The following is a 17,024-nucleotide window of genomic DNA, read 5'->3' on the forward strand; positions in this document are numbered from 1 at the left end:
TCACAATGGAGGGAAACGGAAGGGAGAGGAGCAACTCACCGTGGAGTGGTTCATCGCCCCCGACTACTGGCTGAGCCGGCTGGTCTTCCAGCGGGCCCTGGCCGCGGTCTATCTCGTCGCGTTCCTGAGCGCCGCGCTGCAGTTCCGTGCGCTGATCGGGGAGCGCGGGATGCTGCCGGTGCCCCGATATGTGGCGCTGGTGCCGTTCCGCCAGGCGCCGAGCGTGTTCCAACTGCGCTACTCGGACCGCTTCTTCGCCGCCTGGTCCTGGGCGGGCTGCGCGGTGTCGGCGGCGCTGGTCGCGGGCCTGGACCAGCGTCTCCCGCTCTGGGGAGCCATGCTGCTGTGGCTGGCGCCCTGGGCGATGTACCTGTCGATCGTCAACGTGGGCCAGACCTGGTACGCGTTCGGCTGGGAGTCCCTGCTGCTGGAGGTCGGCTTCCTCGCCGTGTTCCTCGGCAACGACGAGGTGGCCCCGCTGATCGTCGTCCTCTTCCTGCTGCGCTGGGTGCTGTTCCGCGTGGAGTTCGGCGCCGGGCTGATCAAGATGCGGGGCGACGCCTGCTGGCGGAAGCTGACCTGCCTGGACTACCACCACGAGACCCAGCCGATGCCGGGCCCGCTGAGCTGGTTCTTCCATCACCTCCCGGGGCCCTTCCACCGGGTGGAGGTGGCGGCGAACCACTTCACGCAGCTCGTCGTGCCCGTCCTGCTGTTCACCCCGCAGCCGATCGCGACGGCCGCCGCCTCGCTGATGGCCCTCACCCAGCTGTGGCTGGTGCTGTCCGGCAACTTCTCCTGGCTGAACTGGACCACGATCGTGCTGGCCCTCTCCACCATCAAGTTCCCCACCACTCCCCCGCACGTGTCCGCCCCACCCCTCTGGTACGAGATCGTGGTGCTCACGGTCGCGACGGGTCTGCTGACCCTCAGCTACCGCCCCGCCCGCAATCTCGTCTCCCGGCGCCAGGTCATGAACCGCTCCTTCGACCCGCTGCACCTGGTCAACACCTACGGCGCGTTCGGCAGCGTCAGCCGGGTGCGCCACGAGGTGATCGTCGAGGGCACGGCGGACGCCCTGCCGCACGAGGACTCGGACTGGCGGGAGTACGAGTTCAAGGGCAAGCCGGGCGATCCCCGTCACTGGCCGCGGCAGTTCGCGCCGTACCATCTGCGGCTCGACTGGCTGATGTGGTTCGCGGCGCTCTCCCCCGCCTACGCCGCCTCATGGTTCACCGGGCTGGTCGAACGGCTCCTGGAGAACGACCGCGACACACTGCGGCTGCTGCGCCGCTCCCCGTTCCCCGCGGACGCGCCGCCCCGGTACGTCCGCGCCCGCCTCTACCGCTATCGCTACACGACCTGGCGTGAGCTGCGGGAGACGGGCGCATGCTGGCATCGGACGTACGTGCGGGAGTTCCTGCCGCCGATGCGGCTGGAATGGGTGGATCAGAGCCGGTAGACACGGGCGGCGGTGCCGCCGAACACATCGGCGCGCTCCCCCGTTCCCAGTCCCCCGGTCAACTCCTCCGTCACCGCCACCACTTGGTCGTACGACGCCGCCAATGTGCACACCGGCCAGTCCGAGCCGAACATCACACGGCCGGGACCGAAGGCCTCCAGGACGGTGTCCGCGTACGGGCGCAGATCGTCGGCCGTCCACTTCGCGAGGTCCGCCTCGGTGACCATCCCCGAGAGCTTGCACACCGTGTTGGGGAGCGCGGCCAGCGCCCGGAGGGCCGTCGCCCACGGTTCCAGCACGCCCGTGGCGATCGGCGGCTTGCCCAAGTGGTCGAGGACGAAGGTGAGTTCGGGATGGTCCGCGGCCGCCCGGACGCAGGTGGGCAGCTGCTGCGGCAGTACGAGCAGGTCGTAGACCAGGCCCGCTGCCGCGACGGCGGCGAGCCCGTTCCGTACCTCCGGACGCAGCAGCCACTCCGGGTCGGGTTCGCCCTGCACCTGGTGGCGGATGCCCTTGAGGTACCGGCCGCCGGGGAGCTCCCGCAGCCGGGCGAGCGCGTCGGAGACGTCCGGGGCGGTCAGGTCGGTCCAGCCGACCACGCCCGTGATCAGTTCGCTCTCCTGCGCCAGGGCGAGGAACTCCGGGGTCTCCTCGGGCACGGTGATCGTCTGGACGAGGACCGTGCCGTCGATCCCTGCGGCGCGCGCCTGCGGAGCGAGGTCCGCCACGGCGAAGTTCCTGCGCAGTGGCTGGAGTTCGGGTCCGGTGATCCAGTCCTGCTCGCGAACCGTGAGGTCCCACACGTGGTGGTGCGCGTCCACCCTCATGGCAGCTCCCAGACGACGGGCAGCCCCGCCTCGGCGCCCTCGCCGGAGTAGTCGTGCACGACGTCCAGGAGCTCGGCCATGCGGGCCTGCCAGGCGATGTTGACGGGGAGGTCCTTCAGTTCGGCGAGCAGGCGCCCGTAGTCCTCGCAGTCCAGGACGTGGAAGAGGTCGGTGCCGCTGCGCCAGATCGTCCAGGAGGTGGCTCCGGCGGCGCGGATGGCCTCGCTGAGCTCTTCGGGGACCTCCCGGTGGGCGGACTCGTACGCGGCGACGCGGTCCGCGCGGACCTTGGTGTGCAGGGCGACTCTCATGACGGATCCTGTACGGGTACGGGGGCGTTCTCGGGCAACAGGCGCTCGGCGCGCAGTTCCTGCCAGAGGTCCCGCGGCACCGGCGCCTCGAACTGCTCGACGCAGTCGCGGACTTCGTGCGGCGAGCGGGCGCCGACCAGGACGCTCGCCACGGCCGGGTGCGCGGCGGGGAAGGCGAGTGCGGCGGCACGCAGGGTGCTGCCGTGCCGCTCGGCGATCTCCTTGAGCCGCACGGCGCGTGCCAGCAACTCGCCCGGCGCCGCCGCGTAGTTGTAGGTCGCTTCCGGCCGCGGGTCGGCCAGCAGACCGGAGTTGAAGGCGCCGCCGATGACGACCGATGTGCCGTGCTCCTCGGCGGCCGGCAGCAGCTCGGTCAGCGCGCCGTGGTCGAGCAGTGTGTACCGCCCGGCGCACAGCACCACGTCCACGTCCGTGTCGCGGACGAAGCGGGTGAGCATCTCGGTCTGGTTCATGCCCGCGCCGATCGCGCCCACCACGCCTTCCGAGCGCAGCTTCTCCAGCGCCGGGTAGCCCTCGTGGAAGGCCTGCTCGGCGTGGTCGTCGGGGTCGTGGAGGTAGACGACGTCCACGCGGTCGAGGCCGAGGCGTTCGAGGCTGGCCTCCAGTCCGCGTCGTACGCCGTCCGCGCTGAAGTCCCAGACGCGGCGGTGCGTGGCGGGCACCGCGAACCCGTCGGCCAGGTCGTCGCCGGCCGGGTCCGCCTCCGTGGGTTCCAGGAGGCGGCCCACCTTGGTGGATAGGGTGTACTCGGCGCGGGGGCGCTCGCGCAGAGCCGCGCCGAGACGGCGTTCGGAGAGGCCGATGCCGTAGTGCGGGGCGGTGTCGAAGTAGCGGATGCCCCCGGACCATGCGGCGTCCACGGCCTCGTACGCCTGCTCGTCGCCGACCGCGGTGAACAGGTTGCCGATGCCCGCGGCGCCGAAGGACAGGGCGCTGACCTCGACACCGCTCCTCCCGAGCGTGCTCCTCCCGAGCGTGCTCCTTCCGGGCGTGCTCCTTCCGGGCGTGCTCACTGGCCCACCGGCCGCAGTCGCAGTCCCTGCATGCCGCCGTCCACGGCGAGGGCGGTGCCGGTGGTGGCGCCGGAGAGCGGGCTCGCCAAATAGGCGATGGCGCCCGCGACCTCGTCCGCCGTGACCAGCCGGCCGGAGGGCTGGCGGGCCGCCAGCGCGGCCCGTTCGGCGGCCGGGTCGGGGGCGGCGTCCAGGAGGCGGCCGACCCAGGGGGTGTCGGCGGTGCCGGGGTTCACGCAGTTGACGCGGATGCCCTCGCGGAGGTGGTCGGCGGCCATGGCGAGGGTGAGGGAGAGGACGGCGCCCTTGGTCGCGGAGTACAGGGCGCGCTGCGGCAGCCCGGCGGTGGCGGCGATGGAGCAGGTGTTCACGATCGCCGCGTGCGCGGATTCCCGCAGGTGGGGCAGGGCGGCGCGGGCCGTGCGGACCATGCCGACGACATTGACGTCCAGGACCCGGTGCCACTCCTCGTCGGCGTTGTCCTCGACGGTGCCCTGGGCGCCGACCCCCGCGTTGTTGATCAGTACGTCGAGTCCGCCGAGGTCCGCGACCGCCGCGGCCACGGCCTGGCGTACGGAGGCGTCGTCGGTGACGTCGGCGCGGTGGCCGAACAGGGGCTTCTCGACCGTCGAGGGGTCCAGGTCGAGGACGGCGACCTGGGCTCCACGGGCGGCGAGCAGCTCGGCGGTGGCCCGGCCGATGCCGGAGGCGCCCCCGGTCACCAGCGCCTTGAGGCCTTCGAAGTCGGCGCTCACGCGGCTTCCCCCTTCTGCTTTTCGCTCGTCGGGTGGTCGGACTGCTGCTGGGCGAGGTCGGCGGCCCAGAAGGTGCCACCGGGGTAGGTGAACTCCGTGATGGACTCCGGCCGCAGGGCCGCGGAGTAGCCCGGCGCGGTGGGTGCCCTGTAGTGACCCTGCCTGATCACCACGGGATCGAGGAAGTGGCCGTGCAGATGGTCGACGTATTCGATCACCCGGTCGTCGGTGGTGCCGGAGAGCGCCACGTAGTCGAACATCGACAGGTGCTGAACGAGTTCGCACAGGCCGACGCCGCCGGCGTGCGGGCAGACGGGCACGCCGAACTTGGCCGCGAGCAGCAGGATGGCGAGGTTCTCGTTGACTCCGGCGACGCGGACCGCGTCGATCTGCAGGACGTCGATGGCGCCGGCCTGGAGGAGCTGCTTGAAGATGACACGGTTCTGGACGTGCTCGCCGGTGGCGACCTTGACGGGGGTGACCGCCTTGCGGACGGCGGCATGGCCGAGGACGTCGTCGGGGCTGGTGGGCTCCTCGATCCAGTAGGGCTCGAACTCGGCGAGGGCCTTGGTCCAGGCGATCGCCTCGTCCACGTTCCAGCGCTGGTTGGCGTCGATCGCGATGCGGATGTCGGGGCCGACCACCGAGCGGGCGACGCGGCAGCGGCGTACGTCGTCCGCCAGGTCGGCACCCACCTTCAGCTTGATCTGCCGGAACCCGTCGGCGACGGCCTCGGCGGCGAGGCGGCTGAGCTTCTCGTCGCTGTAGCCGAGCCAGCCGGGCGAGGTCGTATAGGCGGGGAAACCTTTTTCCCGGAGGGTCGCGGCACGCTCGGCGGCGCCTTCCCGGCCGCGGCGCAGCAGCTCCAGCGCCTCCTCGGGGGTGAGGGCGTCGGTGAGGTAGCGGAAGTCGACCTGGCGGACCAGCCACTCCGGTTCGGCGTCGGCGAGCAGCTGCCACAGGGGCTTCTCGGCGCGTTTGGCGGCCAGGTCCCACACGGCGTTGATGACGGCGCCGATCGCCATGTGCATCACGCCCTTCTCGGGGCCGAGCCAGCGCAGCTGACTGTCCCCGATCAGGTCCCGGGCGAGGGAGCCCGGGTCGGCGCACAGTTCCTCGACCGAACGTCCCACCACATGGCCGCGCAGTGCCTCGATCGCGGCGACCTGGACGTCATTGCCCCGCCCGATGGTGAAGGTGAACGCGTGCCCCTCGGGACAGTCCGGCGTGTCGGCGCGCAGCACGACGTACGCAGCCGAGTAGTCGGGGTCCGGGTTCATCGCGTCGGAGCCGTCGAGCTCGCGCGAGGTGGGGAAACGGATGTCGTAGGTGTCGACCGCGGTGATGCGAGCGGCAGTTGGGGACACGGGAGGCCTTTCGGTCCGGGACAGGGGCGTACGGAGGGGTCCGTGGATCCGTGAATCCTGGGATCCGTACGAAATCGAGAGGGGGGTCAGTCCTGGGCGCGGCCGGTGGTCACGCGGGCGATCATCAGGGCGACCAGGATGATTCCGCCGTAGATGGCCTGGATCCAGAAGGACGGCACCTGGGCGAGCGTGAGCAGGTTCTGCACCACACCGAGGAGGAGTACGCCGGTCAGGGCGCCGAACATGGTGCCCTTGCCGCCGTCGAGGCTGATACCGCCGATGACCGCCGCCGCCATCACCGTGAAGATCATGTTGTTGCCCTGGTTGGCACTGATCGCACCGACGTAACCGGTCTGCATGATCCCGCCGACCGAGGCGAGGACACCGGCGACGACGGACACCCCGAGCAGCATCCGGTCGACGCGGATACCGGCCGCGCGGGCCGCCTCCGCGTTGCCGCCTATCGCGTACAGGGCGCGGCCGACCCGGTGGTACTTGAGGATCAGCCCGGCGACGCCGAAGGCGACCGCGGCCAGCCACACCGACAGCGGGACCCGCAGAAAGGTGGAGGTGGCCAGGGAGAAGAACGCGTCGGGCATGCCGAACAGCGTCTTGCCCTTGGTGGCGCCGACCAGCAGACCGCGCAGCACGATCAGCATCGCGAGGGTGACGATGAAGGCGTTGAGCTTGAACTTCACCACGAGGACACCGTTGAAGGCGCCGATGACCCCGCCCACGACGAGGACCGCGACCAGGGCGAGCGCGGCCGGCCACTCGGTGCCCCAGCCGGACTGCGCGGCGGGCAGCACCAGCAGGGCGCCGACGGCGGGCGCGATACCGACCACCGACTCCAGCGACAGGTCGATCTTGCCGGTGATCAGCACCAGCGACTCGGCCAGGACCACCATCGCGAGCGCCGCCGAGGCGCCCAGGATGGAGATCAGGTTCCGTTCGGTGAGGAACGAGTCGTTGACGATCGCACCGAGCACCAGGAGCACCAACAGGGCGGGCACGAGGGCGAGTTCACGGGCCCGGCGGAGCAGTACGGCCTTGGCGGCCCGCGCGTCGGGGACGCGCGCGGAGGTGGGCGACGAGGCCGACGGGGCCTTCGTGTCAGCCATGGTCCACTCCTTCGATGGAGGCGATCAGCTCATGGTCGTGCCAGCCGGCCGGGTGCTCGGCGACGACACGGCCGTGGAAGAGGACGAGGACGCGGTCGCAGCGGCGCAGGTCGTCGAGTTCGTCGGAGACGACGAGCACGGCGGTGCCGTCCTCGCTGGCGCTGTCCATACGGGACAGCAGTGACTCCTTGGACTTCACGTCGACGCCCGCGGTGGGGTTGATGAGGACGAGGAGGCGGGGGTCGGAGGCGAGCGCGCGGGCCATGACGACCTTCTGCGCGTTGCCGCCGGAGAGGTCCGAGACGGGCTGCTCGGGGCCCTCGGTGTGGATGTCGAGGCGTTCGATCAGCTCGGTGGCGAAGCCGCGTTTGCGGGAGGTGCCGATGAAGCCGTAGCGGCCGAGCCGGCTCAGGACGCTCATGGTGGTGTTGTCGCCGATGGTCATGCCGGGGACGAGGCCCTGTTCGTGCCGGTCGCGCGGGACACAGCCGACCCCTGCCCTGAGCGCGGCCTGCACATCACCGAACGGCAGCGGTTCGCCGTCTAGCCGGGCGGTTCCTCCGGTCGGCGTGTGCAGTCCGGCGAAGGACTCGGCGAGCTCGATCTTGCCGCTGCCGCTGGAGCCGGCGAGGCCGAGGACCTCGCCCCGGCGGACGGTGAGGTCGATGTCCTCGTACGCGACCGAGGTGAGCCCCCGGGCGTCGAGCAGCACCGGCGCGTCGGCCGCCACGGACTGGTGCGAGGTCACGCTGTCGGCGATCGACTCCCCTGCCATGGCCTCCACCAGCGCCGGGCGCGGGAGTTCGGCGACCGGCGCGGTGGTGATCCAGCGGGCGTCGCGCAGCACGGTCACCGTCTGGCACACCTCGTACACCTCCTGGAGGTGGTGCGAGATGAACAGGAAGGTGACACCGGACTCCTGGAGCGCGCGCATCCGGGTGAAGAGCCGCTCGATCTCCCGATTGTCGAGCTGCGCGGTGGGTTCGTCGAGGACGATGAACCGGGCGCCGAAGCTCAGCGCCCGGGCGATCTCCACCATCTGGCGGTCCTCGACCTTGAGGTCGGCGGTGCGGGCCTCCGGGTCGACGCGCACGTCCCAGGTCTCCAGGACCTGCGCCGCCTCGGCCCGCAGCCTGCGCCAGCTGATGATGCCGCCGCGCCCGACGGGCTGCCGGTTGATGAAGAGGTTCTCCGCGACCGTCAGCTCCGGTACGACGGTGGGCTTCTGGTAGACACAGGCCACCTTGCGGCGCCAGGCGTCCCGGTCGGTGAGCGCGGGCGCGGGCTCGCCGTCGAAGCGGACCGTGCCCTCGTCGGGGGCCTGCAGGCCGGTGAGGATGGTGACGAGGGTGGACTTGCCCGCGCCGTTGCGCCCGACGAGGGCGTGGGACTCACCCGGCAGCACGGTGAGTCGGCCGTCTTGGAGGGCGACGGTGGGACCGTACCGCTTGGCTATCCCGCGCGCCTCCACCAGTGGGGTGCTCATTTGACCGTGTTGCCCCAGAGCGTGGCGTCGTCGACGTTGTCCTTGGTCACCAGCGGCGCGGGCAGCTGGTCCTCCAGGATGCCGCTGGGCAGCTTGACGATCTCGGAGTCGTGGTCGGTCGGGCCGGTCTTGAACGTCTTCCCCTGCATCGCGGCCTTGATGTAGTACATGCCGTACTTGGCGTACGCGTCGGCCGGCTGGGAGACGGTGGCGTCGATCTCGCCCTTGCGGATGGCGTCGAACTCCTGCGGGATGCCGTCGTTCGAGACGATGGCGATGTGGCCCGCCTGGCCGGTCTTCTTCAGCATGCCCTTGGACTTGAGGGTCTGCAGGGTCGGCGCGAGGTAGACACCGCCCGCCTGCATGTAGATGCCCTTGATGTCGGGGTTGGCGTTCAGCAGGGTGTCCAGCTTGGAGGCCGCGGTGTCGGACTCCCACTTGGCGGGGATCTCCAGGACCTTCAGCTTCGGGTAGTTCTTCTGCACACAGGTGCGGAAGGCCTCGGAGCGCTCCCGGCCGTTGACCGAGGCCAGGTCGCCCATGATCTGCACGACCTTGCCGGAGGGGATCTGCTTGCCGAGGTACTCGCAGGCCTTCTCGCCGTACGCGACGTTGTTGGCGCGTACGACCATGGCGACCTTGCCCTTCTCGGGCGCCACGTCGACGGCGACCACGGGCACGCCCTTGCGCTCGGCCTGGTCGAGGCCCGCGGCGATCGCGGCGCTGTCCAGGGGGGCCACGACGAGGCCCTTCACTCCCTGGTTGAGCTGGTTGTTGATGTCGGTGATCTGCTGGGACGGGTCGCTGTTGGAGTTGACGGTCTTGAGGGCGTCGACTCCTTCGGACTTCGCCATCTTCGGCACGTAGTCGTTGTAGGACTGCCAGAACGGCGAGGTCAGCAGGGGCAGGATCACCCCGACCTTGCCGGTGCCGCCCCCTCCGCCGGAGGACACGGAGTCCTTGGTGCTGCCGCACGCCGCGAGCACCAGGGTCGCGCAGGCGACCGCGGCCGCCGCACGCACGGCCCGCGACGAGGTTCGCGACGAGACCCGCGCCGAACCCCACGCCGGTATTCGCCTGTTCCGCACTGTTCTGCCGGCCATCTGACGGCTCCTCATCGAGCGAGATCGAGCAGGATGCGTGGCCGGAGGTCCCTCTTCCAGCCGGGACGAATATTTATCAGACCACTTCGGGTCCGCAACACCCTGTGGCGTCAAATTTTCCTGGTTTTCAGCCGTAGTGGTCCGACCACATCGGTGGTTAGACTGCGGCGCATCAGGCAACAGGAGGAGATGGCGTGGACGAGCCGGCCCCGCAGAAAGGCACCGTGACCCAGCGCGCCATCGAGCGGATCAAGGCGATGATCGGCGAGGGCCGGCTGGAGCCCGGGCAGCGGCTGCCGACCGAGCGTGATCTGGCCGCCCAGCTGGGCATGTCCCGCAGCTCGATGCGCGAGGCGATCCGCGCGCTCACGGTCCTCGGCGTGCTGGAGGCCCGGCACGGCTCGGGCATCTACGTCACCCAGCTGGAGGCCGGGGACCTGCTGGAGACCTTCGGTGTGGTGGCCGACCTCTCGCGCGGACCGCGGCTGGTCGAGCTGCTGGAGGTGCGGCGGATCCTGGAGTCGACGGCCACGGCGCTGGCCGCCGCCCGGATCACGGCGGACCAGCTCGCCGAGGTGGAGAAACACCTCACGGCGATGAACGCGACCGACGATCCGGAGGAGATCCTCGCCCACGACCTGGCCTTCCATCGCGAGATCGCGGCCGCCGCGGGCAACGAGACCATGGCGGCCATTCTGGAGGGCCTGTCCTCGCGCACCTTCCGCGCCCGGGTCTGGCGCGGCTACCAGGAGGAGGGCGCCTTCGCGCGCACCCGCCGCGAGCACGCGGCGATCCATCGCGCTCTGGTGGCCCACGACCCGGAGGCGGCCAGAGCGGCCGCCGCCGCGCACGTGGGCGAGGTGGAGCAGTGGCTGCGGACCCAGCTCACGCATTGACGTCCTCTCCAGCCCGAGGGCTGGAGATTCCGGTCCGTACCGCTTCGCGGTACCACCTTGGGTTCCTGCTTCACAAGTCCGCGCCGGTCCGTAAGAACCGGTCTTACCAGACCTCCACAGGCCTGACTTCCCGCCCGTCCGGCGGTAGGTCCGACAACTGCGTTGTCGGACAAGGCGATACTGCCATGGCCCTGCGGTCCCCCGGGCCGCCAGGGCGAGGATGCCCTACACCTCCACCCTGAAGGGTGGATCACTGGGCAAGCGTTCGGTAGCCGGATCCGCAGCACGGGAAGGGCCGGACGCCTAGCCAGTGCTCAGGCGCGCGTCAGCCGCAGGGTGACCAGCTCGAAGGGGCGCAGTGACAGGGTGACCCGGTCGCCGTCGCGCCGCGGCGTCGCGGCTTCCGCGAGGGGCCGCTCCAGCAGGTCCGTCACCGTCGCTCCCCCGATCTCGAAGCCCGCCGTCAGCGTGGCCCTGGTCCGCCCGCCCCGGGACTCGTGGAAGCGCACGACCACGTCCCCGCTGCCGTCGTCGGCCAGCTTGACCGCGGTCACCACGACCGCGTCCTGCTCGACGCCCACCAGCGGCGCGACCTCGCGCGAGCCGCTCACCCGCCGCTCCGGCAGATTGATCCGCCATCCCTCGCGCACCGCGTCGCCGATCCCGGCCCCCGGTACCAGCGCGTGCCGGAAGCGGTGGACGCCCTGGTCGGTCTCGGGGTCGGGGAAGCGCGGGGCGCGCAGCAGCGAGACGCGCACGGTGGTGGTCGTACCGCAGTCGCTGTCGCGGACGGTACGGGTCACGTCATGGCCGTACGTCGAGTCGTTGACGATCGCGACACCCCAGCCCGGCTCCTCCAGGTGCACGAACCGGTGGTTGCACGCCTCGAACTTCGCCGCCTCCCAGGATGTGTTGGTGTGCGTCGGCCGGTAGAAGTGCCCGAACTGCGTCTCGGAGGCGTACCGCTCGGCGTGCACGTCGAGCGGGAAGGCCAGCTTCAGGAACTTCTCCGTCTCGTGCCAGTCGACCTCGGTGTCGATGCCGAGCCGCCGCTCCCCCGGCGCGAGCGACAGCACCTGGGTGACCCGCGACGCGCCGAAGGACCGTACGATCCGCACCGACACGCCGTCCTCACCAGGGACGGCCTCGTCGGCCTCGACCAGGTCGGTGACCGTGTTGCGGTAGAACTCGTCGACGTCCCAGGCATCCCACATGTTCGGGAAGTCGGGGTGGATCTGGAGCAAATTCGCGGCGCGTCCGGGGGCGATCGTCTCGCGGTCCGCGTCGATGTCGTACGCGGAGACCACGAGCCCCCGGGCGTCGATCTCGACCCGCAGCAGACCGTTGTCGAGGACGTGACCGCCGTTCACCCGGGGGGCGAGCGCGACCTCGCCCGGGACGGCGGCCGGAAGGGCCCCGCCCGCCGGGACCCCGTCCCTGTGGTGCGGAGCGGAGTTGAACACGAGCTCCGTGGCGCCCTCGCCCGCCAGCGCGCGCTGCGCCGCGTCGATGACGCCGTTCAGTTCCCCGGCGACCCGCTCATAGGTCCTACGGGCCTCCCGGTGCACCCAGGCGATGGACGAGCCGGGCAGGATGTCGTGGAACTGGTGGAGCAGCACCGTCTTCCAGATACGGTCCAACTCCTCGTACGGGTACGGGAATCCGGTCCGTACGGCCGCCGTCGCCGCCCACAGTTCGGCCTCCCGCAGAAGGTGCTCGCTGCGGCGGTTGCCCTGCTTGGTCTTCGCCTGGCTGGTGAGGGTGGCGCGATGCAGTTCGAGATACAACTCGCCCACCCACACCGGCGCGCCCGGGTACTCGGCCTCCGCCTTCTCGAAGAACTCCGCCGGGGTCTCCCACGCCACGGTCGCGGAACCTTCGAGGTCACGCAGGCGAGCCGCCTTGGCGATCATCTCGCGGGTGGTGCCGCCGCCCCCGTCGCCCCAGCCGGTGGGGGCGAGGGAGTGCCGGGCGACGCCCTTGTCCTTGAAGTTCCTGGCCGCGTGGGCGATCTCGCTGCCCCGCATAGAGCAGTTGTAGGTGTCGACGGGCGGGAAGTGGGTGAAGATCCGGGTGCCGTCGATGCCCTCCCACTGGAAGGTGTGGTGCGGGAACTTGTTGGTCTGCGACCACGAGATCTTCTGCGTCAGCAGCCACTTGGAGCCCGCGGCCTTGATGATCTGCGGGAGTCCGGCGGCGAAGCCGAAGGTGTCGGGCAGCCAGGCCTCGTCGTTCTCGATGCCGAACTCGTCGAGGAAGAACCGCTTGCCGTGCACGAACTGACGGGCCATCGCCTCCGAGCCCGGCATGTTGGTGTCCGACTCCACCCACATGCCGCCCGCGGGCACGAACCGCCCCTCCGCGACCGCCTTCTTCACCCGTGCCCACACCTCGGGCCGGTGCTCCTTCACCCAGGCCCACTGCTGGGCCTGGGACATCGCGAAGACGAACTCGGGCTCGTCCTCGATGAGCGCGGTCATGTTGGCGGTCGTGCGCGCCACCTTGCGGACCGTCTCACGCAGCGGCCACAGCCACGCCGAGTCGATGTGCGCGTGCCCGACGGCGCTGATCCGGTGCGCGGACGGCACGGCGGGCTCGGCGAGCACCCCCGCCAGCCGTGCGCGCGCCGCGGCGGCACTCCCGCCCACGTCCTGCAGGTCGACCGTGTCGAGCGCCTTCTCCACCGCGCGCAGGATGTCCCAGCGCCGCGCCGACTCCACCGGAAGTTCGGCCATCAGCTCGCCGAGCACCTCCAGGTCGAGCACCAGCTCCCACACGGTCTCGTCGAGAACGGCGAGGTCCATCCGGGTGAGGGTGTACTGCGGTTCGCTGCCCGCGGTCTCCTTGTCGCCCAACTGGGTGGGCAGGAAGGGGTGGTAGTCGAGGATCACCGGGTTGGAGGCGGCCTCGATGTGCAGCCGGACCTCCTCGCCGCCCTCGACCGGGGCGCCGATCCGTACCCACTGGTTGCGCGGGTTGAGGCCCTTCACCGGAGTGCCGTCGGGCCGGTAGACCAGCCCCTCGCACTGGAAGCCGGGCATGTTCTCGTCGAAGCCGAGGTCCAGCAGGGCCTCGACGGTCTTCCCGGCCCACGCCTCCGGGACGGTCCCGGTGACACGGAACCAGCTGGTGCCCCACGGAGCGCCCCAGCGCGCGCCCACCTCGATCGGCTCGGGTACGGCCGCGAGCCCCTCGGCGACGGGCACCGGCTCGCCGGGCGCGTGCCACACCCTCACGTCCAGCGGCACGGACTCGGGATAGACGGCGGGTCGGATGCGCTCGTCGAGGACGCGCTTGAGGCGGGCTTCGACCAGGGTGCGGTCGTCATGCATGAGGTGCTCCGTGGGGTGAGGGCGATGCGTGAAGGTGCTGCTGCTACCAGGTGTGGGTGGTCGTGGCGGCGGTCGAGACGGTGAACAGTTCCCCCACCGCGCGCAGTTCGAACCCTGCGGCCGTCTCCCCCTGCTCGGGACTGAGACCGCCCACGTAGAACGCGCTCTGGCAGGTGCCGCCGAGGAAGCGGCGCGTGCCGTCGGGGAGCGTCCGGTACAGCTCGTAGTGGCGCACGGCGCCGGCGGCGCCCTGCCAGGCGAAGCGCAGGTTGCCGCCGTCGGCGCCGGTGATGCGCAGGTCGGTGGGCGCGGCGGGGGTGACCACGGCAGCGCGGACGGCGAGCCCGCCGAGCCGCCACCGCACCGGCCCACTGCTCGCCGTCAGCCGCACACCCAGCGCGTACACGGTTCCCGTCAGTCCGGTCAGCGGCACGGTGGCGGTCGCCCAGTCGCCGTCCGAGGCCGTGGTGACCGGGAGGTAGGTGTACGGGGGTGCGCCGCCCGCCGCACTCGGCTCGGCGGTGGCGAGGGCCAGCTCCACGGAGACGGCGCCCGCGTCCGTACGGTAGGTGAGCTCGACCACCGTGTCCGAGGTGAGCGGAAGCCGGGTGGCGTACAGGTCCAGCGTGGTCGGCGCGTCCAGGGCGCCGGCGACCAGGAGGCTGCTGCCGCCGCGCCAGGCATCCGCGAAGTCGAAGGTGACGGCGGGGCGTTGCCCCGTCGTCCGTACGACCCAGCGGCGGGACGGCAGCCGGTCCTGGAGCCCGAGGTGGTTCCAGGCCGTGCCCGAGGTGGCCGCGCCGTCCTCGTACCACTTCAGCCCGTGCCCGGTGTTGAAGACGGTCGCGAACGGAACCGAGGCGACCGTGGAGCGGTCGGCGACGGAGACGGCCGGGGCCCGCCAGCTCGCGCTCGTGCTGGGCTTGGAGGGGTCGAAGGAGGAGCCGGTCCAGAACAGGTCGTCGGCGGCGTGGAAGTCGCCGGGGGTACGGCTCGCGGGCAGGTGGTTGCGGGTCCACTCGGGCCGGTAGAAGCCGAGGGAGGTGACGTGCGCCCTGGTGCTCGGCACGATCGCGTCCCAATTGACCGACGCGCTGGTGCCGTTGGCCTCGACGTCGACGCCCGCCCACAACTCGTAGGGGCTCCGGGCGAGTTGCTGGGCCGTCGTGGCCGAGGAGGCCAGGCTGCTCTGGGACCAGCGGAAGTCGACGAACATGGAGTCGGCGGCCTGGAAGAAGGTCCTGTTCTGGCTGTTCAGCGCGCCCTGCCAGCTCACCGAGCCGCTCACGGTCATCGAGTCGTACCAGGTGACGCGTTGTCCGGCGGCCGTTCCGAGCGCCTTCAGCTCGGTCATGAAGCCGAGCATGTCGGTGGCGAGCGCGGCGTTTCCGCCACTCGTCTCGGCGTTGATGAACCAGCCGTCGAAGCCGTACGCCGCCGCCACCGCGACGAGTTGCGCGGCCAGCGGATAGTGCCCGCCGGAGTCCTTCTGCACCAGGTCACGGGTCCACTGGAGCTGTCCGCCGTAGGCGACGGGCGGCAGGAAGACATTGCCGAGGACGGGCACCCCGTGGCGGTGGGCGGCGTCCACGATCGGCGCGTTCGGCGCGAGGATCAGACCCTCGCCCGACGAGCCGCCCCAGAAGACGAGTTCGTCGAGGTACGCCCAGTGGGTCAGGGCGTAGTAGTCGGCGGTGGCGGCGCCCTGCGAGGGGTTGCTCGACGTGGGGCCGAAGGAGACCAGCGACTGGACGCGGGCCTGGCCGCTGCGGGCCGTCGTATTGGCCGGGGTCGGTGTGAAGCGCGCGGCGAGCGGCACGGTCGAGGCGTTGAACGCCAGGTCGGTGTCGGTGGCGGCGCTCCAGGCCTTGAGGCTGTGCCAGGTGATGCCGGTGCCCGGGGTGCCCGAGGGCAGCGAGTCGGGGTACCAGTAGGAGGCGTACGGCGGTGCCGCGGTCGCGGCGGCCTCGGTCGCCGCGACCGCGGGCAGACCGGGCAGGGCGGGCAGCAGCGCGGCGGCCGCGCCGGCGAGCAGGACGGTGCGTCTGGTGGGGTTCACGAGCGGGTTTCTCCTTAGGGGGTGGGGAGTACCTGATCGGGACTGACGACTTCGGTGATGCCACGCGCGGCGAGGTGTTCCTTGTCGTCCGCGCGCGCGTCGAGGACGGTGGTGGGGCGGGCGCCGTCGGCGGTGAGCCGGAAGAAGGCGTCGAAGACGGGGCCTCCCGGGGCACAGAGCGAACGGACGGCGGGGTCGGCGGGGACGATCAGCGCCGTGGTGCGGGGGGCGGGCGTGCGGGTGTGCTCGCGGGCCGCGCGGGCCAGCGCCCGCGCGGTGTCCTTGGGTCGCCGGTCGTTGGTCAACAGGCCCAGCCCGTATTCGAGTTCGGGGAAGTCGGCGAGGTCGCGGGAGACGTCGTGGGAGCACCACCAGGTGATGCCCCACAGGTCGGGGCAGTCCAGCGCGGCCGCGACGGTCGCCTCGGTGAAGGCGGCGGCGTGCTCGGGCGGGATCAGCGGGGCGGGTGCGCCGACCTCCTGGAGCCAGACGGGCCGCCGCGGTGCGTCGGCCCAGGCCTTGCTCAGCTCGATCAGATAGGCGGCGTGGTGTTCGGTCGGGACGGAGGTACGGCCGTGCCGCTGGGCGGTGCCGTTGAAGACCCAGGAGTGCACGGCCGTGACGGCGCCGCGCCGGGCGGCCTGGGCCGGGGTGAACGGCATGTCGTCCTGGTACCAGGTCGCGTCGTACTCGGCGTGCAGGTGCAGCCGGCCCGGGGCGCCCTCCTCGCAGGCGGCGAGCATCCGCTCCAGCCAGGCGTCGATCTCGGCGCTGCTCGCCCGGTCGGGGTCGGGGTGCGGCGGGCCCGCCGAGAACTGGTTGACCTCGTTGCCGAGGGTCATGCCGATGAAGTGGGGGCGGTCGGCGAGGGCCGCGGCGAGTGTGCGGAGATAGTCCGCCTGGCCGTCGAGCACCTCCGGGTCGGTGAACAGGTTGCGCCGGTGCCAGGTCCGTGTCCAGGCGGGCAGGAAGTCGAAGCTGCTCAGGTGGCCCTGCAGCCCGTCCACATTGACGTCGAGCCCGCGTTCACCGGCGGCGTCGGCGAGCTGGAGCAGTTGCTCGACGGCGCGCGGGCGGATCAGGGCGCGGTTGGGCTGGAAGTAGGGCCACAGCGGGAACACCCGGATGTGGTCGAGGCCCAGCGCGGCGATGGAGTCGAGATCGGCGCGCACGGAGTCCAGGTCGAAGTCGAGCCAGTGGTGGAACCACCCTTCGCTGGGGGTGTAGTTGACGCCGAAGCGCACGGCAGCAGACATGGAGATCCTGGTTCT

13 protein-coding genes are annotated in these 17,024 nt (G+C 71.2%); 2 read left to right on the forward strand and 11 right to left on the reverse strand.

All coding sequences use genetic code 11. The annotated features are described in order from the left end of the window. Positions 1 to 40: 40 nt before the first annotated feature. Entirely contained in the window at positions 41 to 1,462 is a 1,422-nt protein-coding gene (locus RV986_RS06820) for a lipase maturation factor family protein (RefSeq protein WP_475916522.1), read from the forward strand. Here the strand turns inward: RV986_RS06820 and RV986_RS06825 are convergent. From RV986_RS06825 to RV986_RS06860, 8 genes are all read right to left on the reverse strand, one after another. Continuing rightward, positions 1,450 to 2,289, reverse strand: a complete 840-nt coding sequence (locus tag RV986_RS06825; RefSeq protein ID WP_475916523.1) for an amidohydrolase family protein — start codon at positions 2,287 to 2,289, stop codon at positions 1,450 to 1,452. The genes RV986_RS06820 and RV986_RS06825 overlap by 13 nt on opposite strands. After that, positions 2,286 to 2,600 (reverse strand): L-rhamnose mutarotase, encoded by a 315-nt coding sequence (locus tag RV986_RS06830; protein WP_475916524.1) that lies wholly within the window; start codon positions 2,598 to 2,600, stop codon positions 2,286 to 2,288. Before RV986_RS06830 ends, RV986_RS06825 begins: the two co-directional genes overlap by 4 nt. Further along, positions 2,597 to 3,634: an aldo/keto reductase gene (locus RV986_RS06835; RefSeq protein WP_475916525.1), complete on the reverse strand. Its 1,038-nt coding sequence runs from the start codon at positions 3,632 to 3,634 to the stop codon at positions 2,597 to 2,599. The genes RV986_RS06830 and RV986_RS06835 overlap by 4 nt, the downstream gene beginning before the upstream one ends. Next, positions 3,631 to 4,389 carry an SDR family NAD(P)-dependent oxidoreductase gene (locus RV986_RS06840; protein ID WP_475916526.1) on the reverse strand — a complete coding sequence of 253 codons (759 nt, stop codon included), beginning with the start codon at positions 4,387 to 4,389 and terminating at the stop codon, positions 3,631 to 3,633. The genes RV986_RS06835 and RV986_RS06840 overlap by 4 nt, the downstream gene beginning before the upstream one ends. Continuing rightward, entirely contained in the window at positions 4,386 to 5,756 is a 1,371-nt protein-coding gene (locus tag RV986_RS06845; protein ID WP_475916527.1) for an L-fuconate dehydratase, read from the reverse strand. Before RV986_RS06845 ends, RV986_RS06840 begins: the two co-directional genes overlap by 4 nt. 86 nt (positions 5,757 to 5,842) lie before the next feature. Beyond that, positions 5,843 to 6,877, reverse strand: coding sequence for an ABC transporter permease (locus RV986_RS06850; protein ID WP_475916528.1), 1,035 nt, complete (start codon positions 6,875 to 6,877; stop codon positions 5,843 to 5,845). Continuing rightward, complete coding sequence (locus RV986_RS06855; protein WP_475916529.1) at positions 6,870 to 8,363, reverse strand: sugar ABC transporter ATP-binding protein; 1,494 nt, start codon at positions 8,361 to 8,363, stop codon at positions 6,870 to 6,872. Before RV986_RS06855 ends, RV986_RS06850 begins: the two co-directional genes overlap by 8 nt. Next, positions 8,360 to 9,466 carry a sugar ABC transporter substrate-binding protein gene (locus tag RV986_RS06860; protein WP_475916530.1) on the reverse strand — a complete coding sequence of 369 codons (1,107 nt, stop codon included), beginning with the start codon at positions 9,464 to 9,466 and terminating at the stop codon, positions 8,360 to 8,362. Before RV986_RS06860 ends, RV986_RS06855 begins: the two co-directional genes overlap by 4 nt. Positions 9,467 to 9,660: 194 nt before the next feature. Between RV986_RS06860 and RV986_RS06865 the strand changes: the two genes are divergently transcribed. Beyond that, entirely contained in the window at positions 9,661 to 10,362 is a 702-nt protein-coding gene (locus tag RV986_RS06865) for a FadR/GntR family transcriptional regulator (protein WP_475916531.1), read from the forward strand. A gap of 314 nt (positions 10,363 to 10,676) precedes the next feature. Here RV986_RS06865 and RV986_RS06870 read toward each other — a convergent pair whose 3' ends face one another. Genes RV986_RS06870 through RV986_RS06880 form a run of 3 tightly spaced genes read right to left on the reverse strand, consistent with a single transcriptional unit; the run spans position 10,677 to position 17,009 of the window. Further along, positions 10,677 to 13,694 (reverse strand): alpha-mannosidase, encoded by a 3,018-nt coding sequence (locus RV986_RS06870; protein ID WP_475916532.1) that lies wholly within the window; start codon positions 13,692 to 13,694, stop codon positions 10,677 to 10,679. A 43-nt stretch (positions 13,695 to 13,737) separates the two neighbouring features. Further along, the gene (locus RV986_RS06875; protein ID WP_475916533.1) at positions 13,738 to 15,753 is read right to left on the reverse strand and encodes an endo-beta-N-acetylglucosaminidase; all 2,016 of its coding nucleotides are present in this window, start codon (positions 15,751 to 15,753) and stop codon (positions 13,738 to 13,740) included. A gap of 14 nt (positions 15,754 to 15,767) precedes the next feature. Then, positions 15,768 to 17,009 (reverse strand): glycoside hydrolase 5 family protein, encoded by a 1,242-nt coding sequence (locus RV986_RS06880; protein ID WP_475916534.1) that lies wholly within the window; start codon positions 17,007 to 17,009, stop codon positions 15,768 to 15,770. Positions 17,010 to 17,024 lie beyond the last annotated feature (15 nt).

The organism is Streptomyces sp. RLA012, from assembly GCF_056270325.1.